The organism is Chloroflexota bacterium (assembly GCA_016219275.1).
In the GTDB taxonomy this organism is placed as follows: domain Bacteria; phylum Chloroflexota; class Anaerolineae; order UBA4142; family UBA4142; genus JACRBM01.
Genome location: JACRBM010000007.1, coordinates 37,029 through 62,651 on the forward strand (window position 1 = coordinate 37,029; position 25,623 = coordinate 62,651).

The window sequence follows — 25,623 nt, forward strand, 5'->3', positions numbered from 1 at the left end:
GAAATAAGCGAAATAGGAATTTATTCTCCCCAATCTTCTTCTTCTTCCGGCGCGAGGTCGAGCGCGAGCGGGTTCTCGCTCGTCACTTCGAGTTCCGCGCCGCAATCCGGGCAGACGATGATTTCGCCGCGCAACGGTTTGTCGAGCGTGATTTCGGCTTCGCACTCTGGGCAGTTCGCAGTCATGGTTCCTCCTCAAAAATAGTTAAATAAAAACGCGCGCCATGCTTCTCATCCAAGACGGTGAGATGCGCAAGCGGCGTGCGTGAGCTGATCTAAAAATCACATCGGTGGGACGACATCAGCCGCCGTCCCCGACGTGGACTAGGTTCCATTCACTCTGATTTCGCAAAAGGTTTGCGCCGAATATAACACTATCGCCGCGCAGTGTCAACCTCTTGACCTTAAAATTCTCATTCACGCGGCTGGTGTCGTCGCGCGAGTTCGTCCTCGACCGCGCGCCACGCGATTCCGCGCGACGCGAGCAAGACAAAGGTGTGGTACATCAAGTCAGCCACCTCGGAAACGATTCGTTCATCACCCTGTCCTTTCGCCGCGACGATCACCTCAATCGCTTCCTCGCCGATTTTCTTGACGATTTCATTTTCGCCCGTCGCGAATAATTGCGCGGTGTACGATCCCGCCGGCGCGTTCGTCTTGCGCGATTCGATTGTGGCGTACAGTGCGTCAAGCACATCACTCATAATTGATCTGCCTCTCAAAGGATGAAGGATGAGGGATGAAGGATGAAAAGAACTCTTATCTCGATGAATTCATCCTTCATCCCGCGAAGCGTGCCTTCATCCTTTCGACCGTCCCCAGACTTCGATAAAAACAACTCACCTCGCCGGTGTGACACGCCGGACCCGCCGGGTCAACGAGCAGGAGAATCGCGTCGCCGTCGCAGTCGTACTTGATTTCGCGCACGCGTTGGATGTTGCCGGACGTTTCGCCTTTCAGCCACAATGATTTACGCCGCCGACTCCAAAACGTCGCGTTGCCGGTTGTGAGCGTTTGCGCCAACGACGCGGCATTCATGTACGCGAGCATCAGCACTTGCTTGGTCTGGATGTCTTGCACGATGGCGGGCACCAACCCGTTCGCGTCCCAATTGATTTCGTCGCTCATACCCACACTCCATTTGAATCAATACCACAGATTTCACAGATTTCACAGATTTTTTCGTTAGAGAATTCGACGCTTGTATTCCAAAGAGGCGCTCCCAAAATTCAGCAACGGACCAACCCGATGACCTGTCCCTTTGAGATAGTTCAACAGTTGGGCTTTATCAATTTGCGTTAGCGATTTGATCGCTTTCAATTCGACGATTACTTTGCCATCTACGACAAGTCCGGATGAAATTCACCGGCGGTGATCTCTTTATAACGAACCAACATTCGCGCTTGACGCTCGTGCGAGATTCCACGCAATCTCAATTCGTGGGCGAATGCCTCTTCGTAAACAGATTCCAAGAATCCGGAGCCTAAAATCCGATGTACCTCCATTGCCGCGCCGATGATCGAATGAGTTAGGTCTTGATACAAAAACTCTGCCACGATGATTCCCCTTTCCCAATCTGTGAAATCTGTGTAATCTGTGGTTTTACCTTCTTACCGGCACTCCCCGTGACGCAAGATAATCCTTCACCTGACCAATCGTCAGCTCGCCAAAATGAAACAGACTCGCCGCGAGCACCGCGTCCGCGTGACCTTTGATGATGCCATCGGCAAAATGTTCGATACGCCCCGCGCCGCCGGACGCGATCACCGGAATCGAAACCGTGTCCGCAATCGCGCGCGTCAGTTCGAGGTCGTATCCATCTTTCGTGCCATCGCGATCCATGCTCGTCAGCAAGATTTCGCCCGCGCCGCGCCGCTCCATTTCACGCGCCCATTCAATCGCGTCAATGCCAGTCGGCGTGCGACCACCGTGCGTGAAAACTTGCCAAGACAGTGGGGAGGTTGATGTCGTCCGTCCTCCGTCCTCCGTCCTTCGTCTTTTTGCATCAATCGCCACGACGACACACTGCGACCCGAATCGCTCTGCCGCTTCAGTAATCACCGATGGATTCTCGACTGCCGCGGTGTTCACCGCGACCTTGTCCACGCCCGCAAGCAGAATCGCGCGGAAATCTTCGACCGTGCGTACACCGCCGCCAACCGCGAACGGAATGAACACCTGGTCGGCGACCGCGCGCACGACATCGAGCAAAATATCGCGCCGTTCGTGCGACGCGGTGATGTCGAGGAACGTAAGTTCGTCTGCGCCAGCGGCGTCGTAAATTCGCGCTTGCTCGACCGGATCGCCGGCATCGCGCAATTGCACAAAGTTCACGCCTTTGACGACACGCCCGTCTTTAACGTCAAGGCAAGGGATAATTCTTTTGGCTAGCATAGTCACTTCCGGTATTCAGTATTCAGTATTCAGTATTCAGTATTCAGCATTGTGTGCAGTGAACAGTAAACAGTTGTCATTCAACTGAGTCGTCACTTCAACACCTTCGCCAAACGCGGATTCTGTTTGGCAATTTTGGAAAATTGCCCCACGATTTTGCATTCAGTTTTTGATTGGCGAAGGTATTGCACTTGAACCAGCAAAATAATCGGTGGCGGACTCGCACAGAGTTTTCGGCAATTCGCCACAGAAGAGATCCGCCTTATCCATCGTTCCACCAAGCAAGCGTCCAATCTCTTCGCATTTTTCCATGTACGGATTCGCTTTCTCACGGCTCAGATATTCACAGTCCACGGCAGTGCCGATCCAATGTTGCGTCTCGTACTGTTCGCCATCGGCATCAGTCAGTTTGCTCGCAAAATGCTTCTCGTATCGCCGCATGCCCCACGCTTCGGCGAGGTTTGCGCCAATCGAACGCGAAGAACGTCGAATCTGATCAACCAACGAAAACTGGTCATCCCTCGGAAATACTCGCGACAACAAAAAGATTTCTTTTTGCAACGCCCGCGCCTTTTGATACACCACCAACTCACAATAATTTTGCGCATGCGGCAAACCGCTCATCTTTTGCTCCTTCGCTATTTACTGTTCACTGTTCACTGCGCACTGTTCACTATTTCGAGCACCTGGTTCAACGACACCGCGCCCGTGTACAGCGCCTGCCCAATAATCACGCCTTCGATTTCCGGGAATGCGCGCAACGATTCGACATCGCGCACGCTCGCCACGCCGCCTGATGCGATGACCGCCAGCCCGCATGCGCGCGCGAGTTGCGCGGTTGCCTCCGCGTTCACGCCTTGCAACATTCCATCGCGCGCGATGTCGGTGTAGATAATGCGTTCGATGCCGCGTTCGCGCATCTCGCGCGCCAACTCAATCGCGCTGACTTTCGATTTTTCGACCCAGCCGCGCGTCGCGACCATACCATCGCGCGCGTCAATGCCAACGGCAATCGTTTCTGAGCCAAAGCGATTCAGAATCTCCGACACGAGCGCGGGATTCTCGATTGCCGCTGTACCGATCACAACGCGCGACACACCCCGATCGAACGCCGCTTGAATGCTTGCAAGGTCGCGCAGTCCGCCACCGAACTGCACCGGAATTTCCACCGTTGCGAGAATTTTTTCGAGCGCGCGCAGGTTCGCGCCGGTGTGTTCGCCGAACGCGCCGTCGAGATTGACAACGTGCAACCAGTGCGCGCCTTCGTCTTGCCAACGCACGGCAACCGATGCTGGGTCATCGCTGTATTTTGTTTCCGCCTCCGCGCGTCCTTGCTGCAATCGCACGACGCGACCATTTCGCAAATCAATCGCTGGAAAAATGATCATTCCTTCTCACTCACTATGCATCACACATCACGATTCACGATTCCCACAAAGTTTTCCAGAATCTTTAGCCCAACGGTCTGGCTTTTCTCCGGATGAAACTGCGTGCCCCACACGTTGCCGCGTCCGACGATGGAGGCGAAATCAACTCTGTAATCGGTTGTCGCAAGCGTGATGCTGGGATCGCTCGGCGCGCAATAGTACGAGTGAACGAAATAGGTGTATCCGCCATCGGGCACATCGCGCAACAACGGATTGGATTGACGAATTTGCAATTGATTCCAACCCATCTGCGGAATCTTGAGACCGTTCGGAAACCGTTTCACCGCGCCGCCGAAAATTCCTAACCCTTCGTGCTGTCCCATCTCTTCGCTCGTCTCGAACAACAATTGCATTCCGACACAAATTCCCAGGAACGGCACGCCGTCCGCGCACGCTTGTTTCAACGGCGCAATCCAGCCCGCGTCGCGCAAGTTGATCATCGCTTGACCGAACGCGCCGTCGCCGGGAAGCACAATCGCGCGCGCGCCGATCATCTCACGCGGCGACTGGACGATACGCGCCGCGCCGCCGACCTTTTCGATCCCGCGCAACGCGCTCCGAAGATTCCCCATACCATAATCAATAATCGCAATCATTGAAAAACCCTTTTGTGACGCGGACGAGCGCAGACAAACGCAGATAATTTTTCCGCGTTCGTCCGCGTTTATCCGCGTCCTATAAAACCCCTTTTGTCGAGGCAATGCCAACGCGCCGCGCATCGAACGCTGCCGCCATCGCGAGCGCGCGACCGAGTGCTTTGAACAGTGCTTCGGCTTTGTGGTGATCGTCACGTCCGTACAAAACTTTCGCATGCAAATTCATCCGCGCGTTCGTCGCAAGCGATTCGAGAAAATGCGCGATCAAACTCGTTGGCAATGCGCCGATCATCGGCGTCGCAAACTCGGCGTCCATCACGGCGTACGCGCGCCCGCTCAGATCAATCGCGACGAACGCGAGCGCTTCGTCCATCGGTACGTACGCGTGACCCATCCGCACGATGCCGCGCTTGTCACCGAGCGCGCGCGCGAGCGCATCGCCCAGCACAATTGCGATGTCCTCGGTCGTGTGATGCGCGTCAATTTGCAAATCGCCGGTCGCGCGCACTTGCAAATCGAACAAGCCGTGCACCGCGACGTGCGCGAGAAGGTGATCGAGCATTGGCACGCCGGTCGCAATGTCCGCGTTGCCCGTGCCATCGAGATTCAACGTGATGGCAATATCGGTCTCTTTCGTTTTGCGCGTGACGGTCGCAGTTCGATCATTCGACATTTTCGATCACCTCTTCTACTGTCCATGACCCCACCCCAGCCCTCCCCTTGGCAAGGGAAGGGAGTGTCTCAATCATTTCCCGCCCCTTGTCAAGGAGCGGGTTAGGGACGGGTGACATCACGACGATAGACGGCAAACCCAGCCGTTTCCAAAACTCGAACGGCATCGGGTTCGTGCGCGCGACGAAAAGTGAGATGACCGTGCCGTGCGCGACGACCGCGATATTTTTCTGCGGATGTTTTTCAATCACGCGTTCAATCGCGTCGGCAAATCGTGCGTGCGCCGCGTTCGCCGTTTCGTTGCCGAGCACCAACTCGTTTGGCTTGGCGAAAAATTCCGCAACGCGCGCTTCAAGTTCGGCGGTCGGCATAAACGGCACGTTGCGCCGGTCGTGCTCGTGCAAGCCCACGCCGATTTCGTGCGGCTTACCCAATCGCGTCGCGACAATCCGCGCGGTCTCGATGGCTTTTGGCTCGACACTACTCACGATCACATCCAGCGGATACGCGGCGAGTTTTTGCGCGAGCAATTTACATCGTCCGCGACCCAGTTCGCCGAGATGCCATTCGGGCGCAGGCACGGCGAGATTGAGTTCGGGCATCGAGTGTTTGATGAGATAGAGCTTTTGCATTTCTGATTCCTGATTTCTGATTTCTGATTTTTGATTTTTGATTTTTGATTCTCGATTTTCGATTGCCGATTTACGACTGCAGAATTCCAAATCCAAAATTCACGTGAGTTCCTTCAAATCCTGGATCAGCCGCTCGTCCTCCTCCGGCGTTCCAACCGTGATGCGAATGTACTCGCGCAACATGCCGGACTTGTACGCGCGAATCAGGATGCCGCGCGAAGCAAGCGCATCGCGCAACACAAGTGAATCGCGCCCGACAACGCGGCACAAGATGAAATTCGTTTTGCTCGGAACCGGTTGGAGAAATCCGAGCGATGCGAGTGCAATCGTCAAACGTTCGCGCTCGGCGATGATGCGTTCGATATTCGCACGCAGGTAGTCCACATCGTCGAGCGAGGCGCGCGCGGCAACAATCGCGGCGGCGTTCACATTGTACGGCGATTTGATGCGGCGCAGTTGATCGGCGATGCGCGGATGTGCGACGCAATAGCCGACACGCAAGCCCGCGAGTCCCGCCCACTTGCTGAACGTGCGCAGGATGATGAGGTTTGGCTGTGTTGGCACGCGCGCGACCATCGTCTCGCCGCCGAACTCGGCGTACGCTTCATCAAGCAGAATCATCACCGGCAACGCGAGCAATCGCTCAATGTCCGCGCGTGGCATCGGCGTGCCGGTAGGATTGTTGGGGTTGGTGAGGAAGAGTAATTTCACCCCCACCCTTCCCTCCCCCGTCTTTGACGGGGGAGGGTTAGGGAGGGGGCTGATTACCCTTTCAACCGCATCTACATCAATCGAAAAATCCGCGCGACGCGGAACATCCATCACGCGCGCGCCGATGATGTGCGCGTAATGCGAGTACATCTCGAACGTCGGCGGACAGTTGACGATAGTATCGCCCGGTGCGAGGAATGCGCACTCGATCCAATCAATCAATTCATCGCCGCCGTTGCCGACAACGAGTTGCGACGCGTCCACGCCGACGTAACGCGCGAGCGCGGGAAGCAATTCATCCTGGGTCGCGTACCGATGCCAGTGACGAAAATCGGCGAGCGCGGCGACGGTGCGCGGCGATGGACCGAACGCGTTCTCGTTCGCATCGAGTTTGATGATGCGAGCAAAATCGTCGGTCGTGACGGGCGCCATGGTGTACGGCGGAAAGCCAAGCAGGTCTTGGCGCAGAAATTCTTCGGGATCAAGTGGTGGCATGTGTAACCTCAAATGCGACGGAGGACGGAGGACGAAGGACGAAAGTTTTTGCATTCGCCATTTACCCCAATTCTTCGCAGTAGCGTTTTCGTAATCAAAGATTGGCATTCGTCATTCTTCGGGTAGCGCAGATTTCAACAATGTCTGTTCTGCATTGATTGAGATACCAATTGGAAACCTGCGATAAATCAAGATTGACGCGCATAAATGTCGGCTGGTCGGATGGTAACTCGCTCAGCACTTGACCATTCGGCGCGATGGCAACTGTGGGGCTTGTCTGTTCAGAAGCAACGTTGTTCGCGCTAATCACAAACCTTTGTGTTTCCGCTGCTCGACTGACAAGATGACTTTGCCAAATAGTCCGCTCGTGCAACTTGCCAATTGCATTGTTGAGATGAAGAATAACTTGCGCTCCATTTCGTGCTAACCATCCCCACTGTTCAGGAAACCGTAGTTCACGACAGAGCTGAACGCCAAGTGTAACCACACCATTTGGCATATTTATTTTGAATACAGGTAAATCTGTTCCTGCTGTGAACGTGCCACGTTCATGTGTTGCCAAGTTAATTTTGTGATACACATAGCTTTGCCCATCAGGATTAAACCCCCAAGCCGCGTTGAACCAATGACCATCCTTCTGATAGCACGCTCCTACCCACAAGGAAATTTTTCGGCAACGCGCTTCTGTTTTGAGATGGTCTAAAGCTGTTTCTAATTCGCACAGGTCAATCTCGTCAAGAAAAGCCAAGTCATCAGAGTAACCAGAAACAGACCCTTCAGGAAAAATCACTAATTCTCCTGGCTGCGTCTCTTTGAGAACATTCTGAATAGATATCAGGTTTTGTTGAATCGAAAATGAAACCAGAAATTGCGCCACCACCGCAGTGAGGTTCATTCAGCTTCTCCTATCACTTGCTTCCGTCCTTCGTCCTCCGTCGCTCGTCCGTCCTCCGTCATTCGTCCTCGGTCATCCGTCTTCTTATCGCGCTCGCGTGCCCAGTCAATCCTTCCGTCTCCGCAAGAATCGCCGCGCGTTCGCCCAACTCGTGCGCCTCGCGCGCGCTCACGCTGAATACGCTCGTAATTTTCACAAAATCATTCACGTTCAACGGCGACGAAAATCGCGCCGTGCCCGCCGTCGGCATCACGTGACTCGGACCAATCACGTAATCGCCGAGCGCCTCGTTCGTCCACTCGCCCACAAACACGCCGCCCGCATTCTCCACCTTGCCGACCCAGTTCCACGGTTCGCGCACGAGCAAGCACATGTGCTCCGGCGCAAACGCGTTGCCCAGGTCCATCGCCTCGTCCAAATTGGCGATGACGATAATCGCGCCCTGCCCTGCCAGCGATTTCGCGATGATGTCGCGGCGGGAAAGAGAGACAAGTTGCTTTTCGATTTCCGCAACCACTTGGTTGGCGAGTAATTGGGAAGTGGTAATTAGGATTGATGTCGCGAGTACATCGTGCTCGGCTTGCGCGAGCAAATCGGACGCGACCCACGCGGGATTCGCGGAATCGTCCGCGATGAGCAAAGTCTCGGTCGGACCGTACAAACCATCAATGCCGACAGCGCCGAACACTTGACGCTTGGCGAGCGTCGTGAACAATCCGCCCGCGCCGACAATCTTGTCCACGCCTGCAACTGACTCGGTGCCGAACGCGAACGCGGCGATGGCTTGCGCGCCGCCCATCGAGTACACGCGCGACACGCCCGCGACCTTCGCCGCCGCGAGAATCACCGGCGCGATTCTGGGCGGCGTGGCGACCGCGACCTCGCGCACGCCGGCGACTAGCGCGGGAATCGTGGACATTAACAGCGACGATGGAAGCGGCGCGGTCCCACCTGGGACGTAAATACCAACGCGCGCGAGCGGGATGATGCGTTGACCCAACGCGCCTTCGCCGTTCCATTCCAACCACGATTTCGGTTTGTGCTTTTCGTGGAACGCGCGAATACGCGCCGCCGCGAGTTCCATCGCTTCGCGCACCGCGATGGGCGTTTCCGCGTATGCCGCGTCAATTTCGTCTTGGGTAACCGCGATGTTGGCGAGTTCGACGCGGTCGAATGTGCGCGTCCAATCGCGCACCGCCGCATCGCCGCGCGCGCGAATATCGGCGAGAATGCGCGCGACACCCTGCTCCGGCGTCAGTGGCTCGCCAAATGTTTTTTGCAAACGTTCGAGTAGTGGCGGCGGATATTCTTTTTCCGCGTATCCACGATTCTTGAGAATTTTTTCGCGTCCGGCTTGTGCGCTTATGATGATGGGAATTTCCATTTTCGATTTCCGAGTTGCAAATTGCGAATTGCGAATAACAAAACGCAATTCCTAATTTTGCTTTTCAATTTTTTCGATTAGCCCACGAATCTCGCTTGCCCGCAACGTGTGCGAGGCGCGATTGACGATGAGCGCCGCTTGCGATTTGAAAATCTCTTCGAGTTCGATCAACCCGTTCGCGCGAAGCGTGTTGCCCGTGTCCACTACGTCCACGATCAAATCCGCGAGACCGACGGCGGGCGCGAGTTCGACCGAGCCGTACACCTCGATGATCTCAACCGACAAGCCGCGCGCGGAGAAAAACTTTTTAGCGATGCGCGGATATTTTGTCGCGACGCGCAAACCGGCGATCATGCGCCACTCGGCATCGCGATATTCCGGCTTGCCCGCGACCATCAGCCGACACTGACCATAACCCAGTTCGAGCGGCTCGTACACATTGACACCGCTCTCGCGCAACGCATCCTGCCCGACGATGCCAATATCCGCCGCGCCGTACTCGACATAGATCGGCACGTCCATCGGTTTCGCGTTCAAGAATTTTGCGCCGTGATTGGCGATGACGAGCTTGCGCGATGCGCGCACCTCGCGTGTATCGTAACCGAGCGATTCAAAAATTTTCAGCGACGGTTCTAGCAAGCGACCTTTTGCCAATGCAATTTTCAATTCCGACATTTCAACACTCTATATTTTTCCACGAAGGACACCAAGGTCACAAAAAATAATTCGTGTCCTTCGTGCTCTTCGTGGACAATAAATCACGCCGCGTCCAAATTCTCTTTACGCCCATCGCGCCACCAGATTTCGCGTGCGCCGCGCACGCGCGCGTACTCGCGCAACGCGTCGTCCGCGCGATTCAACACATCCACTTCGATCACCTGCCCGCTCACCCGCGCCGACTCGACGCGCGATGAGTACTCTTGCGCCAGCACATCGGGCGCGATGCTTGCCCGCGCGCGTTTCGCCATCAACACACGCTCGACGCCCAGCGCGAACCCAACGGCGGGAACGCTCGGACCAAAATGCGCAATGAGATTATCGTACCGTCCACCGCTCGCGACCGAAAAACCCAATCCCTGGACAAAGCCCTCGAACAAGATGCCGGTGTAGTACGCCATCCCACGATTCTCGGCAAGGTCAAGCGTGATGTGATCGTCCAAACCGAATCGCGCCAAACGTTCGACCACCACTTGCAAGTGTTCGACCGCCGCGCGCGATTCGTAATTGATCGCGTTGCGTAACGCGCGATCGAGCACATCCGCGCCGCCCCACAACGTCGGCAGTTGTGCGAGCGCGTTCTTGTGCGTCGCATCGAGATTGAGCGCATCGAGCAAGCGCGTCAGGTCGGGCACGCTCTTGCGGCGAATCGCCTCGCGCAACGCGACGTCGTCTTCGTCCGCCAGCGGCACATCGCGCAGCAAACCGTGCAAGTACGCCGCGTTGCCAATCGTGAAACGAAAATCGTCGAGACCCAGGACGCGCAGCGCGGTCATCGCGAGCGCAATCGCTTCCGCATCCGCATCCGCCGTCGCTGCGCCGATCAACTCGATGCCGGCTTGCGTGAACTCGCGGCGCATTCCCGCTTGCGGTTCCTCATATCGAAACACCGAGCCGACGTAAAAGAATCGCAGCGGCATCGCGCGGTCGAACAATTTCGTGCCGACCACGCGCGCGGTTGGGATCGTGAAATCGGCGCGCAGCGCGAGCGTGTGCCCATCGCGGTCGAAAAAGCGATACATCTCTTCGCGCAATTGCGGTCCCGCTTCCGCCGCGAGCGATTCATAATATTCGAACATCGGCGGAATAATTTCAGAATAACCCCAATGCATGAACGTGTCCGCGAGCGTGCGTTCCGCCGCGCGTTTGCGCGCCGCGTCGTTGAAAAACAAATCGGCGACGCCGTGAGGCAATCGTTTGTCGAGAGATTGAGAAATCATGAAACCCCCACCTCACCCCACTCCCCCCTTGCCCCCTCTCCCCTCTCCTGACCGCGAAGCGGTTCAATCAGGAGAGGGGAGAGGGGGTTGGGGGTGAGAGGTGAGGCAAACAAAAAAACCAAGTCGCAAGTGACTTGGTTTCGGGGTGCTCGGCGGTACGCCAAATATGGCGAATCGCTTACCGATCCACCCCGCTCGTGTGATGATGCTTGGCAAAAAAAACTTGGTTCGACATTTGCGGCGATTATAGGTGATGTACGGAGAGTTGTCAAATTCACAGCGAGTACACGGGCACGAGAATTTGGCGATTGGCTTGACGACGCCCGCGCACACTAGCTTGAACCGTCTTGAGCACGTTAGCCGCGTAATATCGCGTGCCGCATTTGACACACACACCCGCTGGAACATTTTCGATCAGGATGTATTTGCCGCGCATACGACGATGCAACGTCACGCGTTTTTCGACGATGTCGCCACCGCAATACTCACAGGTCTCACCTTCCCAAAAGCCCATTCTGTCCTCTTTCATTTCGGATTGTCTTCGTACACGGTGATAATCCGAACCTTACCTCTCAAGGTCACGCGACATACCACTCCGATTCGTCGTTTGTCCAGCGCCCGCCCAACGATTTCGAACGTGCTTTCCTTGGGCCAAGTTCGCCGAACTTTGCCGCTCAAAATACCCTGCTCAACATCGTAGATGTCAAAGCCATCGTTGGCGGCTTCGTCATCCGCATGTTCAGTCAAATAGTACAACCCATCTCGGACGAGCGACTGAATTTCTGCAATGCGAGTCAAGGCAATACTCCACGAATGTTTACGACGCAATCATAGCGGAAACGCGTGAGACTGTCAATCTGATTGCAATTGGATGTTAGAGATTGGAAATTGGAAGTTGGAAACGCGCTTCCAATTTCCAACCTCCAACTTCCAACTTCTATCTCGTATAGTTGATCGTATTGCCGCGAATGATGAGACGCACGAACGAGTGGTACACCGTCGGCGATGTTTCTTCGGAGAAGAAAGTGAAATGCACTACATCGCCCAGTTCCGGTTTGCCGCTATTTTTATTTACGACATCGTACGTCTGTGCGATCTTGTTGAGCGCGGCAGGATCGAAGACAAGTTCGAATTTGCCGTTCGTCACGGGGAGCGAACCTTGCGCCAACACCGCGCCGGGAATGACCGCGGCGTAGCGAATTTCTTTCGCGGTGCTCTTGCCGGTGAACTTGGCGCCTTTTGCCGGATCGAATTTCGAGAGCGGCGGCAAATCGAACGTGATGCCAGGCGCATTCGCGGGGCGCGTCGTTTCGACGACGTAAAACTCGCCGCCCTCTGGCGGCATTCCAGGCACCAGCGCCTTGTAGCCGCTCCACTCGCCGTCCACCGTGTAGCGATATACGCCCGGCACATCGAGCGCCCAACGATCCTTGCCCGCCCACGAACCCGTTGCATCGCCGACGCCTTGCGCGGCAACCTGGCGTCCATCGGGATAGTACATCGTGAACGACATATTGACCGGCACCATCGGATCAATTTGAAACGCCGGGGCGAACGTCGAACCTTGGTCGTACACCATCCCCGGTCGTACGTTCATCGCGAGAAAGATCCGCGATTTTTGTCCGGTCGAACCCATGATCTCTTCCGACCCCGGCGCGATGACGCGATTGTTGTTGCTGCCTTTCGGAAGAATGAACGCGTTCGCCATATAGCCGGCGTACATCGGCGCTTGGTCTTTTTTGCGAACGACGACGCCGCCGATCAAGCGATAGATTTCGCCGGGCGAATCGCCATTACTGCTCGCGTTGATTTGTCCGCCAAAGTTCGTGTTCGTCGTGGGCCAGTACGGCGCGCGCGTGCCATCTTCACCGACGAGAAAGCGTCCCATGAACCCAGGGCGCGGCGCGGCGGCGTAAAAGTACATCCAATCGGTGATGTATTCCGGGAACAGGTGCGGCGAGTACCCGTTCGACGTTTGCAATTGAACATTCGTCAAGCCGATGCTCTGAATCCTGGGATCGTAGCCCTTGGGGTTCGTCTTGTAATCGAACGACAACACCGGCTCGATCTTGTTCGCGCCTTGTTGCTCGGCGGCGATCAACAGCACGTCGCCGGCGTTGTACGGAAAGTTGATGTGATCGAGTTGTTGTTCGTCGGTTTGCAGATTGTGCCAGCCCTCAGAATTCGTTTCACCGCGCTCGACGAGTTTGTTGTTGACTTTGACCATCTTGCCGTGCGCGACAATCGGCGTATCCTCCGGATAAATCACCCCGGCGTGGCGCATGGACTCGACCCAGAGATGTCCGTCCTTGTCGGTGTACTTGGCAAACACGTGCGCGACGTACTCGCCCGGCGCATCGAATGGCAGCGGCTTCATCCCTTGCGCCGCGCCATACACGCCGCCGGCGGTCGCCTTGCCCGAGTACGTAATCGTGCGCGGGTTTTTTGAATCCGAGTTTGGGAACAACGTCGCGGTCACGGTCACATCGGCAGGCGCTGCCGGTGCGAATCCGATATCGCGTCCATAGCGATTGCCGACCGGGTACGCTTGACCCTGGAACGTCGCGGTCGCCAGCGTCATGCGTTTCGCGATCCAGAATTTGTACGTGCCGCCACCGTCGTAACGATTGCCCCACACATCCGCGATCCAGCCGGTCGCCTTGACCGTGTACTCGCCATACATCGGCGGCTTCCATTGCGTAAATTTGGGATTGCGCGTGGTGATGCCCGCGCGCGCTTGCGCGACGAATGGCGCTTTGCCAAGATCAACAACTTTACCATCGGGCTGGGTCACCTGCAGCGCAAGTTCGCCTTTGGTGTAATCCCAGGTAATGTTTTGACGATCCGAAATCGTATCTGCCGGGAATTGCGGTTCGAGCGAGTACGCGAGAATATTTTTTGGATTGTTCTCATCGTACATCGGCAGGATCACATCGTCTTGAATGAGGTTGCGATTCGAGAGGGCGAAACGCGCCTTGTCTTCTTCGGCAATCGCGCCGCGATACCCATTCGAGTTATAGTTGCCGAGCAAGACCCAGGGTACGCGCGGTTTGATCGTGGACGCGTCAATCATCTTGCCGCTGACATGTTTCGCATCCGCGCGAATCGGCGGCGAGTACGTTTCGGTGTCGCACGGACCTTTCGGAAAGCCGCGTCGCGCAAACGTTTCGGCGTTCATGCTGTATTGGCGATTCTTCACGGTGACGCCATAATCGAAACGCAAGCGATAAATGCCGGGCGGTAGATCGTTCGGCAGTTTAGTAGACACTTTGAACGACACCTGGAGCAAATTGTCCACTTTTTGCGTCGCGGTCATTGGCACCGACACCAGTTCGTCTACCGGTGTGCGAAAGCCATAGCCAAAACGTTTCGTTACTGCGCCTTGCACGCCGCCTTCAATCGCGAGACCTGTCGGCGTGAGGAGCGTGGACATTCGCTCGTCGCTCGCTAAACGCAAAATGCCATCCGCGTCGAACGTGCGCTCCGCCGTAACGAGCATCACGAATCCATCCGGCTTGATACCCTTCATGCCCATCACGTTGAGATACGTTTCAGAAACCTTGAACGTAACTTGGGCGGTTAGCGGCACACCGGGCGTCCAGCGCGCCGGCGCGATCACCACATTGCTTTTCCATTCGCCGAAGCTGGTGTTACCAGTATCGGCAAACGTCACTTGCGCTAACGCTGCTTCGTCCGCCGGATTCGTCGTGGCGGGCGCGGCTTTGGTCGGCGCGACAGTGGGCGCGAGTTGGCTCGCGATCGTTGGCGCGCTGGTCGGCGCGACCAGCGCTGGGACCGGCGTTGCGGTCGATTGGGGAATTTGCGCGCACGCGGTCAACAGTGCGAACGCCATCAACAGAAATGCAAATAAACGTGTTTTCATAACGCGATGCCTCCTTGCTCGTGTCGTCAAAACGATTGTATCGCGCTTGCACAACTTGATTGTAACCTCGTTGTAAAATCTATGCAAAATGTTTGTGTATGTGTGTTGCAAGTTGGAGGTTGGAATCTCTTCCAATCTCCAACCTCCAATCTCTAAATTCCAATTTCCAACTTCCAACCACCAATTTCCAATCTCCAAACATATTTGACATCACGCGCCGAGTGTGTTATATTCGCTTCACTTTCGGAGAAACGACCAATGCTTTCCATTCACACGATTAGCCCTCGCCCGCGTAGCACACCAGCCCCACGGTCTGGTGTATTTGTCGTTGCGCTCTGACTCCGCAAGCAATTACACGCGAATTTTGCAACCCAGACCAGTGAGACTCTCGGTCTGGGATTTTTATTTTAATCTTAATCTGTCATTGTGAGCCGCAAAGCAGCCCGCAATGACCAATGGAGTCACTATGATTCGGATTGGAATTTTTGGCGCGACGGGGTACACGGGAATTGAACTCGCGAAAATTTTCGCGCGGCATCCGCAAACCAAAATCGTGTTTGCGACTTCGGATACGCACGCTGGGAAGAAATTGAGCGATGCGCTGCCCTGCCATTTCGACATCCCGCTCGTCGCGCACGACGCCGCACCGCTCGACCAAATTGACGTGGCGTACCTCGCGCTCCCGCATGGCGCGTCCACCGATTACGCCAAACGCGTGCTCGACGCCGGCGCTAGAGTGATTGACCACTCGGCTGATTTTCGTTTGCATGACGCGGCGGTGTACAAGAAATTTTATGGACTCGATCACCACGCGCCGGAATTATTGCCGAACGCGGTCTACGGATTGCCAGAATTGCATCGCGCACAGATCAAGCAAACAAAACTGCTCGCGAATCCAGGGTGCTATCCCACGAGCGTCATCCTGGGTCTCGCGCCGATCTGGCGCGCGGAGGCGACGAACGACACGATCATCGTGGATTCAAAATCGGGCGTGTCCGGCGCGGGGCGCAAGCCAACGCTCACCGTCCACTTTGTCGAAGTGAACGAAAACCTCTCGCCGTACAACATCGGGCGCGTGCATCGGCACTTGAGCGAGATGGAACAGGAACTCAAAGAAATCAACGCGAAGGCATCACTCATTTTCTCGCCGCACCTCTTGCCCATCAGTCGCGGCATTCTTTCGACGATGTACGTGCGGCTGAACGCGGGCTGGGACGAACAACGCCTGCGCGATTTGTACACGGAAACGTACCGCGACGAACCATTCGTCCGCCTTCTGCCCGCCGGACAAATCGCGACGATCACACACAGCAATTACACGAACTATTGCACGATTTCGATTCACTACGTCCCGGATGTTCAGCAAGCGATCATCTGCTCAAGCATTGATAATCTCATCAAGGGCGCGAGCGGGCAAGCCGTGCAGAATATGAACTTGATGTTTGGGATTGAGGAAACGACTGGATTGATATAATTGGACGCGGACAAACGCAAACAAACACAGATTTTCATTATTATCCGCGTTTATCCGCGTCCCAATAAATTTTCGGGATGAGGAATCATGCTAGTCTTAAAGGTTGGTGGAAACGAAATTGACGACGCGAATTTCCTGACCGGATTCGCGAGTGCGATTGCAAAAATGGAAGAGACGCCGGTCGTCGTTCACGGCGGCGGCAAAGAGATCGCCGACTTGCAACTCAAGTTTGGTTTGACGCCGCGTTTTGTCGAGGGTTTGCGCGTGACGGACGACGCCTCGCTTGCGATTGCTGAAATGGTGTTGAGCGGACGTGTGAACAAGCGCATCGTCATCGCATTGTTGAATGCCGGGGTGGACGCGATCGGCATGAGCGGTGTGGATCGCGGCGTCGTGCGCGTCGAAAAGATGCAACACCCCGCCGGCGATTTGGGGCGAGTCGGGCGAGTCGTCGGTGTACGCGGCGAGGTGGTGCAGGATTTCGTCACGCGCCAAGTGGTTCCCGTCATCTCGCCGATTTCGCTTGGCGACGAAGGCGCGTATAATGTGAACGCCGATTCGGTCGCGTGCGCGATTGCCGCCGCGCTGAACGCAGACGCAGTCGTGTTCGTCACGAACGTCCCCGGCGTTCTGCAAGGCGACTGCGTGATTCCCACCCTCCCCGCGCGCGAAGCGGAAGCGCTCATCAAATCCCAGGTCATCAAAGGCGGTATGATCCCCAAAGTCCGCGCCGCGCTTGATGCCATTGCTGGGGGTGCGCAAGCCGCGCGGATTACGAATCTGGAAGGATTGTTGACCGGTAGCGGAACTGTGTTTTCGAATTGACCGCTAACTGCCGATGGCAGACCGTCGTCCAATTAGCGGCGGTCGGTCGTCTGCGGTCTCTCAAAGGAGAAACATGAAACCCGAAGAAATCATCCAAGCCGAAAAGCAGTACCTCGCGCAAACGTACATTCGCCCGCCGTTCGTATTGACGCGCGGCGAGGGCGTGTACGTGTACGATGCCGCCGGCAATAAATATCTCGACACTGCCGCGGGCATCGCGGTGAATGCGCTCGGTTACAGCGATCCCGAACTCGTCAAGGCGATTCAGGACGCGGCGACGGGGTTGCTTCACACGTCGAATTTGTTTTACACCGAATCCCAGGTCGCGCTGGCGAAAACCCTCGTCGAAAAATCGTTTGCCGACAAAGTCTTTTTTTCCAACACCGGCACCGAGGCAATCGAAGGCGCGCTCAAGTTCGCGCGCAAGTATCACGCGGAGCGCGCGGACACGCAACGCAAGAATTTCGTCGCGCTGCGCGGCAGTTTCCACGGACGCTCGATGGGCGCGCTCGCCGTAACCGATTCGGAAAAGTACCAAGCGCCGTTTCGCCCGTTGATGCCAGGTGTCTCGTTCGCCAATTTCAACGACCTGGATTCAGTGCGCGCGGCGATCACGAACGAGACTGCGGCGGTCATCATCGAGCCGGTGCAAGGCGAGGGCGGCGTGTATCCGGCGAGCGACGAATTCATGCGCGGCGTGCGTGCGTTGTGCGACGCGCGCGGCGCGTTGCTCATCTTTGATGAAATCCAATGCGGCGTCGGTCGCACCGGCAAATTGTGGGGGCACGCGTGGTCGGGCGTGACGCCGGATATTATGACCATCGCGAAACCACTCGCCGGCGGTTTGCCGATTGGCGCGATTCTGATGACGGATGCGGTCGCATCCGCGATGCACGCGGGCGAGCACGGCACCACGTTCGGCGGCGGTTCGTTCATTACCGCGATCGCGCTCAATGTGTTCAATCGCGTCAGCGATCCGAAATTTCTCGCGCACGTCAACGAGACTGGGAATTATCTGATGGAGCGACTGAGCGAAATCAATTCGCCGCACATCAAAGAGGTGCGCGGACGCGGTTTGATGATCGGCTTGGAGTTGGACATTGACGCGGCAAAGGTGCGCGAGCGCGGTTACACGCACGGCTTGCTTCTGATTCAAGCGCGCGAAAAGGTCGTGCGATTCGTCCCGCCGCTCGTATTCCAAAAGACGCACGTGGATGAGTTGGTAGAAGGGCTGGCAAAGGTGCTAACAGAAGTTGGTTAGTGCGATGGTGCACTAGTTTGATAGTTGCACAGTTGCATAGTTGAGGAACCGCAAAATGATCACACACATCGAAGAACTCTCGCTCAACGCATGGTCTTCACTGCAAACCATGTTCGTAGACGGCTGGGTGCTCCGCTTTGCGGACGGCTACACCAAACGCGCGAACTCGATCAATCCGATGTACGCATCGGCTCGCGATGTGAACGCGCAAATCGAATTTTGCGAGCAGGTCTATCGCGAGAAACAGTTGCCGGTCGTTTTCAAAATGACGACGGCAGTACACCCGGAAAACCTGGATGCGGTACTGGCAGAGCGCGGGTACGTGGTTGATTCGCCGACGAGTGTGCACACGATGGAATTGGACAACACGACTTGGACGGTGAACGCCGAGTTAAACCCAGCCCTTTCCGACGAATGGCTCGCAAGTTTCTGCCGCATGAGCAGCGTGAAAGATGAACGCCAGGTCACGTTGCGGCAAATCCTGGGGAACATCCTTCCGCAAAAATGCTTCGCTGCAATCCGGCGCGACAGGCAGATAATCGCATGCGGTTTGGGTGTGCGTCAAGGCGAGTACATCGGCTTTTACGACATCGTTACGGACGCGGCTTGGCGCAAGCAAGGGTACGGCAAACTATTGATGGCAAGTCTGCTCGCGTGGGGCAAAGCGAACGGCGCGCGCTACGCGTATTTGCAAGTGATGCTGAACAATCCGCCCGCGCTGCGGCTCTATGCCAATCTCGGTTTCAAAGAAATTTATCAGTACTGGTACCGAATCAAAGCATAATATTTTCCACGAAAAAATGTGAAGCGGACGGCTCGTCCGCTCGTGCGGGCTAGCAGCCCGCACCACAGACATAATCCAGAGGACGTTATGATGACCAAGAGTTTTATACACCTGCCTGTTTTTACTGTGGCGCAGAACGACATCATCGTTCGCCGCGCCACGCTCGCGGGCGCGCCCAGTATCGCCGCGCTCGTGAATCTCGGCGAACGCGAGGGACAATTGCTGCCGCGCTCGCTCGACGCGATTCGCGCGAGCATTGACGATTGGATCGTCGCGACGGATCAGCAGCGCGTCGTCGGCGTTGGCTCGCTCGTCGAGATGCATTCGGCGCTTGCCGAAGTGCGCTCGCTTGCGGTCGCGCCGGATTATCGCCAGTTCGGCATCGGCGGCAGAATCGTCAATGCGCTCGTTGACCTTGCACGCGAACGAAACATCGCGACAGTGTTCACACTCACACGCGCGGTGCTCTTTTTCGAGAAACTAGGATTCATCATCACGGACAAGGAAAATTTTCCGGAAAAAGTGTGGCGCGATTGTTCACTCTGCCCGGTGCAACTCGCGTGCGACGAAGTGGCGATGGTGAAATCAGTGAGAAGTGAACAGTGAACAGTGAACAGTGAACAGTAGACAGTCAGCAAACAAGATCGCCATTCGCTATTCGCCATTCGCTACTCGCTAATCGCAAATCATAAATCGAAAATCTGAAATCACAACAGGAGGAATCATGGAAAAGAAAAAAGCCGGCAAGGTCGTCCTAGCGTACTCAGGCGGGCTGGACACGTCGGTCATTGTGCCGTGGCTCAAAGAGAATTACGACTGCGAAGTCATCTGCGTGTGCGCGAACATCGGGCAAGGCGATGACTTGTCCGGCGTCGAGGCGAAAGCGATCGCGAGCGGCGCGAGCAAATGCTATATCCAGGATTTGCGCGAAGAATTTGTGACGGACTATATTTATCCAACCATCCTCGCGGGCGCGGTCTACGAGCGCAAGTATTTGCTCGGCACGTCGTTCGCGCGACCCCTCATCGCCAAGGCGCAAGTCGAGGTCGCCGAGTTGGAAGGCGCGGACGCGGTCTCGCACGGCGCGACCGGCAAGGGCAACGATCAGGTGCGCTTCGAATTGACGTACCAAGCGTTGAATCCAAGATTGAAAGTGATCGCGCCCTGGCGCGAGTGGAACATTCGCTCGCGCGAGGACGCGATCGCGTACGCCAAAGCGCACAACGTGCCGGTCACCGCGACGATCAAATCCATCTACTCGCGCGATTGGAACTTGTGGCACTTGTCGCACGAGGGCGGCATTCTCGAAGACCCGTGGCAAGAACCGGAAACCGCGATGTTCCAACTTTCGGTGTCGCCGGAACAAGCACCCGACGAACCCGAGTACGTCGAAATCGAATTCGATAAAGGCATCCCGCACAAGATCAACGGACGGGCGATGGGACCGCTCGAAATCGTTACGCTCTTGAATCAAATCGGCGCGAAGCACGGCATCGGTCGCGTTGACCTGGTCGAGAATCGTTTGGTCGGGATGAAATCGCACGGCGTGTACGAAACACCCGGCGGCACGGTCCTCACCGAAGCGCACGACGCGCTCGAACAGATTTGTCTCGATCGCGAGACATTGCACTACAAGCAAGTCATCGCGTTGCGCTACGCCGACCTGGTTTACAACGGGCAATGGTTCACGCCGCTCCGCGAAGCGATGGACGCGTTCGTACGCGAAACGCAAAAGACGATGACCGGCGCGGTGCGCCTGAAACTCTACAAAGGCAACGTCATCCTCGTCGGTCGCAAGTCGCCGCACAGTTTGTATCGCGAAGATTACGCGACGTTTGGACAAGAAGATGTCTACAATCAAAAGGACGCGGAAGGATTCATCCGCCTGTTCGGTTTGCCGTTGAAGGTACGCGCGCTGATTGATTTCGAGCGTCATGGTCGAAGCGTGTACGCCAAGCCGGATTATTCCAAGTTCAAGCGCGACTGATAGCGCAGCAGAGGAGCAAGGGAGCGTGGGTGCCAGGGAGAAAAAATCGCCCCTGACCTGCTGCTCCCCTGCTCCCTTTGAGGAAAAGCAATGCAATCATCAACCAATACCGGCGTCACCATTCCACGCGGCTTTCGCGCGGCGGGTGTGGCGTGTGGATTGAAGAAAACGGGCGCGCTTGATTTCGCGATGATCGCGAGCGATCACGATTGCGCGTGCGCGGGCGTGTTCACGACGAATCGCGTCAAGGCAGCGCCGGTGCTGTACGATCAAGCAACGCTCGCGAACAATCCTGGCGCGATTCGCGCGGTCGTCGCGAACAGCGGCTGTGCGAACGCGTGCACCGGCGATGCGGGACTCGCGGACACGCGCGCAACCGCCGAAGCGACCGCGCGCGCGCTCGGCATTCGCGCCGACCAGGTGCTCGTGCTGTCAACCGGCGTCATCGGGCAACGCTTGCCGATGGACAAACTTCTTGCCGGCGTCGCGGACGCGGCAAAGAAATTATCGTACACTGGCGGGGACGATGCCTCGCGCGCGATTATGACGACGGATACAAGACCAAAAGTTTTCGCCATGCGCGATTCGCAATTCGCCATCGGCGGCATGTGCAAAGGCGCTGGCATGATTCATCCGAACATGGCGACGATGCTCGCGGTCATCACGACTGACGCGATGATCGCGCCCAACCTGCTCGACCAGGCATTGCGCGCGGCGGTCAACCAGAGTTTCAATCGCATCAGCGTGGACGGCGACATGAGCACGAACGACACGGTGCTCGTGCTGGCGAACGGGGCGTCCAATTACGCAATACGCAATACGCAGCAACTTGCCGAGTTCACCAACGCGTTGACCCAGGTTTGCACCGATCTCGCCAAACAACTCGTGCGCGACGGCGAAGGCGCGACCAAGTTCGTCGAGATCGTCGTGCGCGGCGCGGCGAGCGAAGACGACGCGGTGCGCGTCGCGAAAGCGATTGCGAATTCGCCGCTGACCAAGACCGCGCTCTACGGCGGCGATGCGAACTGGGGACGCGTCGTGTGCGCGGCGGGGTACTCGGGCATCGCGGTCGAACCGGCTAACCTCAGACTCTGGTTCGGCGATGTGAATGTGTTTTCGAACGGCATGCCAACCAATTTCGACGAAGCTGATTCGACGGCAGCGCTTGCCGGAACCGACATCTCGATTCGACTCGATCTCGGAATGGGCAACGCCGGCACAACGGTCTGGACGTGCGACCTCTCACACGATTACGTGACGATCAACGGCAAATACAGAACCTAGCGAATTTTCGATTTTCGATTGCCGATTTGCGATTGGTCAATCGAAAATCGAAAATCAGAAATCGAAAATCACGATGTGGGGCGGCAGATTTTCCAAAGCGATTGACGACCAATTCGCGTACCTCAACAATTCGTTTCGTTTCGATTGGCGATTGTACGCCGCGGACATTCGCGGGAGCATCGCGTATGCCAAGGCGCTCGCGCGCGCGGGCACGATCACCGACACGGAACGCGACGCGTTGATTGACGGCTTGCAACGCGTCAAACAGGAATTCGACGCGCGCACATTCGAGAGCAAACCGAGCGACGAGGACATTCACACCGCGGTCGAGCGGCGCTTGGGCGAGTTCGTCGGCGCGGTCGCCGGCAAACTGCACACCGGGCGTAGTCGCAACGACCAGGTCGCGACGGACGCGCGTTTGTTCGTGTTAAGTGCGATTGGCGATTTGCAATCCGCCATTCGCAATGTGCAAACCGCGATCATCGAGAAAGCAGAACAGCATCTCGACGTGGTGATGCCAGGTTATACGCACGTTCAACGCGCACAACCGGTCTTGTTCGCGCATTGGTTGATGGCGTACTTTTGGATGTTCGAACGCGATTATGAACGCTTGACCGATGCCAGGTCGCGCACATCCATCTCGCCGCTTGGCGCGGGCGCGCTTGCGGGGAATGCGCTAGGCATTGATCGCGATTTTCTCGCGCGCGAACTGGGTTTTGGCGAGGTCAGTCAAAATAGCATTGACGCGGTAAGCGATCGCGATTTCATCGCCGAGTTCTTGTTCGCCGCGGCATTGCTCGGCGTGCATCTCTCGCGGCTCGGCGAAGATTTGGTGTACTATTCGAGCGCGGAATTCGGTTTCATCACGATGGACGACGCGTACGCGACGGGATCGAGTTTGATGCCACAAAAGAAAAATCCGGACGCGATGGAACTGGCACGCGGCAAAGCCGGACGACTCGTCGGCAATCTCACGAACGTGCTCACAATGCTCAAGGGTCTGCCCTCGTCGTACGACAAGGATTTGCAAGAGGACAAGGAACCGCTGTTCGACTCGATAGACACACTCAGCGCGTTGTTGCCGGTCGTCGCGGGCGTGATTCACACGATGCGCGTGAACGCGGAGCGAATGCGCGCCGCGCTCGACGCGGGGATGCTCGCGACCGATCTCGCGGACTATCTCGTGCGACGCGGGATGCCGTTCCGTGACGCGCATCGCAAAGCCGGCGAAGCGGTCAAGCTTGCCGAAGCGCGCGGCATCGCGCTATCCGAGTTGCCGCTCGACGCATACCAACACATCGCACCGGAATTTGGCGACGATGTTTATCGCGTGTTCGATTTCGCGCAGTCCGTCGCCGCGCGCGAGGTGATCGGTGGCACGGGACCGAACGCGGTACGCGAACAAATCGCGCAAGCCCAAAAAAGGATGCGCGCATAAAAAGCGAATCCGCCCGCGCAATCGTGGTATAATCGCCGCCGCCGTCAGAACCAATTGCCCGAAGGTCTGGTTCATCAGCCCTTCGGATTTTCTTTCGCAAAGGATTTTCGTGCAGACATTTTTCGCCGACCGCGATTTTTTCGCGACGTTGTTGAAACTCTGGTTGCCCATCGCGCTCCAGCAATTGATCTTTTCGTTGCTCGGTCTCGTGACCGTGATGATGATCGGACAACTGGGCGAAACGTCCGTCGCCGCCGTCGGACTCGCCGGACAAATCGCGTTTTTGATGCAACTGTTTCTCTTTGGTATCGGCAGCGGCGCGGCGATTTTCGTCGCGCAGTTTTGGGGCACGCGCGACATTGCGAATATTCGTCGCGTGCTCGGCGTGGCGCTTGGCTTGGGTGCGCTCGGCGCAAGCGCGTTCACGTTCGTCGCGCTCGTCGTCCCCGATCTCGCGCTCGGGGTGTACTCGAGCGACCGCGCCGTGATCGTACTCGGCAGTGAGTTTTTGCGAATCGCCGGATGGAGCTATCTGCCGATTGCGCTCACGACCGGCTATGCCATCACGTTGCGCAGTACCGGACATGTGCGCGTGCCGGTCACGATCAGCGTTTTTTCGTTGGGGCTGGGCGCGGTCATCAACTATGCGTTGATCTTTGGCGCGTTCGGTTTGCCCGCGCTCGGCGTGCAAGGCAGCGCGATCGGGACGGTGGTTGCGCGCTGGCTCGAATGCGGATTGATCCTCACGACGACGTACGCGCGGCAATCGGTCGCGGCGGCAGGGCTACGCGAGTTGTTCGCGTTCGATTCGCGCTTTTTGACGAGCGTGCTCAAGACGATGTTGCCGGTCGCCGCTAACGAAATCGTGTGGTCGTTCGGCATCACGACGTACAGTTTGATCTACGGCAGAATCGGGACCGAGGCAGTCGCGGCGGTCAGCATCGCCGAGACGATTCAGAATTTGGCGTACGTGCCATTCGTTGGATTGGCAAATGCCGCCGCGATTATGATCGGCAATCGCATCGGCGCGGACGAAGAACACAAGGCGTTCGAGTATGCGACGCGTTTTTTACAAATCGTGTTGGCGCTCGCCGTGTTGACCGGCGCGGCGATTTTTTTGAGCGCAGATGGGCTACTCGGTTTCTACAAGATTGATGCGACGACGCATCGGTTCGCGCGCGCGGTGCTGACGGTCATGGCATTGACGTTGTGGGTCAAAGCGTCGAACATGATGTATATCGTCGGCGTGTTGCGCGCGGGCGGCGATGCGCGCGTGAGCGCGGTGATTGACACCGTGCCGTTGTGGATGATCGGCATCCCGCTCGCGGCGGCGGGCGCGTTCATGTTCGATTTGCCGGTGTACTGGGTGTACCTCTTGACGTTGAGCGACGAGGTGACCAAATGCACGCTCGCGACCTGGCGTTTCGTTTCCAAAAAGTGGATCACCAATCTCGCGCGCCAGCATCATCGCGCGAGCGAGGCATAGACGCGTTTTTAGAATCGCGTATAATGGTAACCACGGAAGCATACCGAATATATTCTGTG

Annotated in this window: 26 protein-coding genes and 1 pseudogene; 9 read left to right on the forward strand and 18 right to left on the reverse strand. The window is 56.7% G+C overall.

Features of this window, described 5'->3' with window-relative positions:
* Positions 1-20: 20 nt before the first annotated feature.
* The 18 genes and pseudogenes from lysW to HY868_01020 form a co-directional block, all read right to left on the reverse strand.
* Positions 21-185: a lysine biosynthesis protein LysW gene (gene lysW, locus HY868_00935; protein MBI5300672.1), complete on the reverse strand. Its 165-nt coding sequence runs from the start codon at positions 183-185 to the stop codon at positions 21-23.
* Between the two features lie 227 nt (positions 186-412).
* Entirely contained in the window at positions 413-703 is a 291-nt protein-coding gene (hisE, locus tag HY868_00940; GenBank protein MBI5300673.1) for a phosphoribosyl-ATP diphosphatase, read from the reverse strand.
* Positions 704-779: 76 nt separating this feature from the next.
* Complete coding sequence (gene hisI / locus HY868_00945) at positions 780-1,127, reverse strand: phosphoribosyl-AMP cyclohydrolase (GenBank protein ID MBI5300674.1); 348 nt, start codon at positions 1,125-1,127, stop codon at positions 780-782.
* Positions 1,128-1,184: 57 nt separating this feature from the next.
* Positions 1,185-1,504: pseudogene (locus tag HY868_00950) on the reverse strand (GxxExxY protein).
* Between the two features lie 97 nt (positions 1,505-1,601).
* Positions 1,602-2,393 (reverse strand): imidazole glycerol phosphate synthase subunit HisF, encoded by a 792-nt coding sequence (gene hisF / locus HY868_00955; protein MBI5300675.1) that lies wholly within the window; start codon positions 2,391-2,393, stop codon positions 1,602-1,604.
* 162 nt (positions 2,394-2,555) lie between these two features.
* A complete protein-coding gene (locus HY868_00960; protein ID MBI5300676.1) occupies positions 2,556-3,017 on the reverse strand; it encodes a four helix bundle protein in 462 nt (153 codons plus the stop codon).
* Positions 3,018-3,049: 32 nt separating this feature from the next.
* Positions 3,050-3,781, reverse strand: coding sequence for a 1-(5-phosphoribosyl)-5-[(5-phosphoribosylamino)methylideneamino]imidazole-4-carboxamide isomerase (hisA, locus tag HY868_00965; GenBank protein ID MBI5300677.1), 732 nt, complete (start codon positions 3,779-3,781; stop codon positions 3,050-3,052).
* 20 nt (positions 3,782-3,801) lie between these two features.
* Complete coding sequence (gene hisH / locus HY868_00970; protein MBI5300678.1) at positions 3,802-4,416, reverse strand: imidazole glycerol phosphate synthase subunit HisH; 615 nt, start codon at positions 4,414-4,416, stop codon at positions 3,802-3,804.
* Positions 4,417-4,495: 79 nt separating this feature from the next.
* A complete protein-coding gene (gene hisB, locus HY868_00975) occupies positions 4,496-5,089 on the reverse strand; it encodes an imidazoleglycerol-phosphate dehydratase HisB (GenBank protein MBI5300679.1) in 594 nt (197 codons plus the stop codon).
* A complete protein-coding gene (locus tag HY868_00980) occupies positions 5,079-5,720 on the reverse strand; it encodes a histidine phosphatase family protein (GenBank protein ID MBI5300680.1) in 642 nt (213 codons plus the stop codon). Before HY868_00980 ends, hisB begins: the two co-directional genes overlap by 11 nt.
* A 99-nt stretch (positions 5,721-5,819) precedes the next feature.
* On the reverse strand, positions 5,820-6,980 hold the full coding sequence (gene hisC / locus HY868_00985) for a histidinol-phosphate transaminase (protein ID MBI5300681.1): 1,161 nt from the start codon (positions 6,978-6,980) through the stop codon (positions 5,820-5,822).
* A 40-nt stretch (positions 6,981-7,020) separates the two neighbouring features.
* Positions 7,021-7,821: a carbon-nitrogen hydrolase family protein gene (locus tag HY868_00990; protein MBI5300682.1), complete on the reverse strand. Its 801-nt coding sequence runs from the start codon at positions 7,819-7,821 to the stop codon at positions 7,021-7,023.
* Between the two features lie 58 nt (positions 7,822-7,879).
* Positions 7,880-9,205, reverse strand: a complete 1,326-nt coding sequence (gene hisD, locus HY868_00995) for a histidinol dehydrogenase (GenBank protein MBI5300683.1) — start codon at positions 9,203-9,205, stop codon at positions 7,880-7,882.
* A 51-nt stretch (positions 9,206-9,256) separates the two neighbouring features.
* Entirely contained in the window at positions 9,257-9,880 is a 624-nt protein-coding gene (locus HY868_01000; GenBank protein ID MBI5300684.1) for an ATP phosphoribosyltransferase, read from the reverse strand.
* Between the two features lie 83 nt (positions 9,881-9,963).
* Positions 9,964-11,142, reverse strand: coding sequence for an ATP phosphoribosyltransferase regulatory subunit (gene hisZ / locus HY868_01005; protein MBI5300685.1), 1,179 nt, complete (start codon positions 11,140-11,142; stop codon positions 9,964-9,966).
* Between the two features lie 274 nt (positions 11,143-11,416).
* Positions 11,417-11,671, reverse strand: coding sequence for a YgiT-type zinc finger protein (locus tag HY868_01010; protein MBI5300686.1), 255 nt, complete (start codon positions 11,669-11,671; stop codon positions 11,417-11,419).
* Complete coding sequence (locus HY868_01015) at positions 11,668-11,940, reverse strand: DUF4258 domain-containing protein (GenBank protein ID MBI5300687.1); 273 nt, start codon at positions 11,938-11,940, stop codon at positions 11,668-11,670. Before HY868_01015 ends, HY868_01010 begins: the two co-directional genes overlap by 4 nt.
* 139 nt (positions 11,941-12,079) lie before the next feature.
* Positions 12,080-15,025, reverse strand: a complete 2,946-nt coding sequence (locus HY868_01020; GenBank protein ID MBI5300688.1) for a hypothetical protein — start codon at positions 15,023-15,025, stop codon at positions 12,080-12,082.
* A gap of 466 nt (positions 15,026-15,491) precedes the next feature.
* Between HY868_01020 and HY868_01025 the strand changes: the two genes are divergently transcribed.
* The 9 genes from HY868_01025 to HY868_01065 all read left to right on the forward strand — a co-directional run bounded on the left by HY868_01025 (position 15,492) and on the right by HY868_01065 (position 25,564).
* The gene (locus tag HY868_01025) at positions 15,492-16,499 is read left to right on the forward strand and encodes an N-acetyl-gamma-glutamyl-phosphate reductase (protein MBI5300689.1); all 1,008 of its coding nucleotides are present in this window, start codon (positions 15,492-15,494) and stop codon (positions 16,497-16,499) included.
* Positions 16,500-16,586: 87 nt separating this feature from the next.
* Positions 16,587-17,324, forward strand: a complete 738-nt coding sequence (gene argB / locus HY868_01030) for an acetylglutamate kinase (protein ID MBI5300690.1) — start codon at positions 16,587-16,589, stop codon at positions 17,322-17,324.
* 73 nt (positions 17,325-17,397) lie between these two features.
* A complete protein-coding gene (locus HY868_01035) occupies positions 17,398-18,585 on the forward strand; it encodes an aspartate aminotransferase family protein (protein ID MBI5300691.1) in 1,188 nt (395 codons plus the stop codon).
* 55 nt (positions 18,586-18,640) lie between these two features.
* Positions 18,641-19,369: a GNAT family N-acetyltransferase gene (locus HY868_01040; GenBank protein MBI5300692.1), complete on the forward strand. Its 729-nt coding sequence runs from the start codon at positions 18,641-18,643 to the stop codon at positions 19,367-19,369.
* 90 nt (positions 19,370-19,459) lie between these two features.
* The gene (locus HY868_01045; protein ID MBI5300693.1) at positions 19,460-19,975 is read left to right on the forward strand and encodes a GNAT family N-acetyltransferase; all 516 of its coding nucleotides are present in this window, start codon (positions 19,460-19,462) and stop codon (positions 19,973-19,975) included.
* 118 nt (positions 19,976-20,093) lie between these two features.
* On the forward strand, positions 20,094-21,356 hold the full coding sequence (locus tag HY868_01050; protein MBI5300694.1) for an argininosuccinate synthase: 1,263 nt from the start codon (positions 20,094-20,096) through the stop codon (positions 21,354-21,356).
* A 90-nt stretch (positions 21,357-21,446) separates the two neighbouring features.
* Entirely contained in the window at positions 21,447-22,640 is a 1,194-nt protein-coding gene (gene argJ / locus HY868_01055) for a bifunctional glutamate N-acetyltransferase/amino-acid acetyltransferase ArgJ (protein MBI5300695.1), read from the forward strand.
* Positions 22,641-22,713: 73 nt separating this feature from the next.
* On the forward strand, positions 22,714-24,078 hold the full coding sequence (gene argH / locus HY868_01060; protein ID MBI5300696.1) for an argininosuccinate lyase: 1,365 nt from the start codon (positions 22,714-22,716) through the stop codon (positions 24,076-24,078).
* A gap of 109 nt (positions 24,079-24,187) precedes the next feature.
* On the forward strand, positions 24,188-25,564 hold the full coding sequence (locus tag HY868_01065; GenBank protein ID MBI5300697.1) for an MATE family efflux transporter: 1,377 nt from the start codon (positions 24,188-24,190) through the stop codon (positions 25,562-25,564).
* The last annotated feature ends 59 nt before the right edge of the window (positions 25,565-25,623 follow it).

What these genes read in the sequence shown, in the direction of transcription:
- hisD (MBI5300683.1), bottom strand. Translation starts at nt 9,205, where the DNA reads ATGGAAATTCCCATCATCATAAGCGCACAAGCCGGACGCGAAAAAATT.
- HY868_01000 (MBI5300684.1), bottom strand. Translation starts at nt 9,880, where the DNA reads ATGTCGGAATTGAAAATTGCATTGGCAAAAGGTCGCTTGCTAGAACCG.
- hisB (MBI5300679.1), bottom strand. Translation starts at nt 5,089, where the DNA reads ATGTCGAATGATCGAACTGCGACCGTCACGCGCAAAACGAAAGAGACC.
- hisC (MBI5300681.1), bottom strand. Translation starts at nt 6,980, where the DNA reads ATGCAAAAACTTTCGTCCTTCGTCCTCCGTCCTCCGTCGCATTTGAGG.
- HY868_01040 (MBI5300692.1), top strand. Translation starts at nt 18,641, where the DNA reads ATGATCACACACATCGAAGAACTCTCGCTCAACGCATGGTCTTCACTG.
- hisH (MBI5300678.1), bottom strand. Translation starts at nt 4,416, where the DNA reads ATGATTGCGATTATTGATTATGGTATGGGGAATCTTCGGAGCGCGTTG.
- HY868_00990 (MBI5300682.1), bottom strand. Translation starts at nt 7,821, where the DNA reads ATGAACCTCACTGCGGTGGTGGCGCAATTTCTGGTTTCATTTTCGATT.
- HY868_01020 (MBI5300688.1), bottom strand. Translation starts at nt 15,025, where the DNA reads ATGAAAACACGTTTATTTGCATTTCTGTTGATGGCGTTCGCACTGTTG.
- argB (MBI5300690.1), top strand. Translation starts at nt 16,587, where the DNA reads ATGCTAGTCTTAAAGGTTGGTGGAAACGAAATTGACGACGCGAATTTC.
- hisZ (MBI5300685.1), bottom strand. Translation starts at nt 11,142, where the DNA reads ATGATTTCTCAATCTCTCGACAAACGATTGCCTCACGGCGTCGCCGAT.
- argH (MBI5300696.1), top strand. Translation starts at nt 22,714, where the DNA reads ATGTGGGGCGGCAGATTTTCCAAAGCGATTGACGACCAATTCGCGTAC.
- HY868_00980 (MBI5300680.1), bottom strand. Translation starts at nt 5,720, where the DNA reads ATGCAAAAGCTCTATCTCATCAAACACTCGATGCCCGAACTCAATCTC.
- hisF (MBI5300675.1), bottom strand. Translation starts at nt 2,393, where the DNA reads ATGCTAGCCAAAAGAATTATCCCTTGCCTTGACGTTAAAGACGGGCGT.
- HY868_00960 (MBI5300676.1), bottom strand. Translation starts at nt 3,017, where the DNA reads ATGAGCGGTTTGCCGCATGCGCAAAATTATTGTGAGTTGGTGGTGTAT.
- HY868_01010 (MBI5300686.1), bottom strand. Translation starts at nt 11,671, where the DNA reads ATGAAAGAGGACAGAATGGGCTTTTGGGAAGGTGAGACCTGTGAGTAT.
- HY868_01045 (MBI5300693.1), top strand. Translation starts at nt 19,460, where the DNA reads ATGACCAAGAGTTTTATACACCTGCCTGTTTTTACTGTGGCGCAGAAC.
- hisA (MBI5300677.1), bottom strand. Translation starts at nt 3,781, where the DNA reads ATGATCATTTTTCCAGCGATTGATTTGCGAAATGGTCGCGTCGTGCGA.
- argJ (MBI5300695.1), top strand. Translation starts at nt 21,447, where the DNA reads ATGCAATCATCAACCAATACCGGCGTCACCATTCCACGCGGCTTTCGC.
- hisI (MBI5300674.1), bottom strand. Translation starts at nt 1,127, where the DNA reads ATGAGCGACGAAATCAATTGGGACGCGAACGGGTTGGTGCCCGCCATC.
- hisE (MBI5300673.1), bottom strand. Translation starts at nt 703, where the DNA reads ATGAGTGATGTGCTTGACGCACTGTACGCCACAATCGAATCGCGCAAG.
- HY868_01050 (MBI5300694.1), top strand. Translation starts at nt 20,094, where the DNA reads ATGGAAAAGAAAAAAGCCGGCAAGGTCGTCCTAGCGTACTCAGGCGGG.
- HY868_01025 (MBI5300689.1), top strand. Translation starts at nt 15,492, where the DNA reads ATGATTCGGATTGGAATTTTTGGCGCGACGGGGTACACGGGAATTGAA.
- lysW (MBI5300672.1), bottom strand. Translation starts at nt 185, where the DNA reads ATGACTGCGAACTGCCCAGAGTGCGAAGCCGAAATCACGCTCGACAAA.
- HY868_01035 (MBI5300691.1), top strand. Translation starts at nt 17,398, where the DNA reads ATGAAACCCGAAGAAATCATCCAAGCCGAAAAGCAGTACCTCGCGCAA.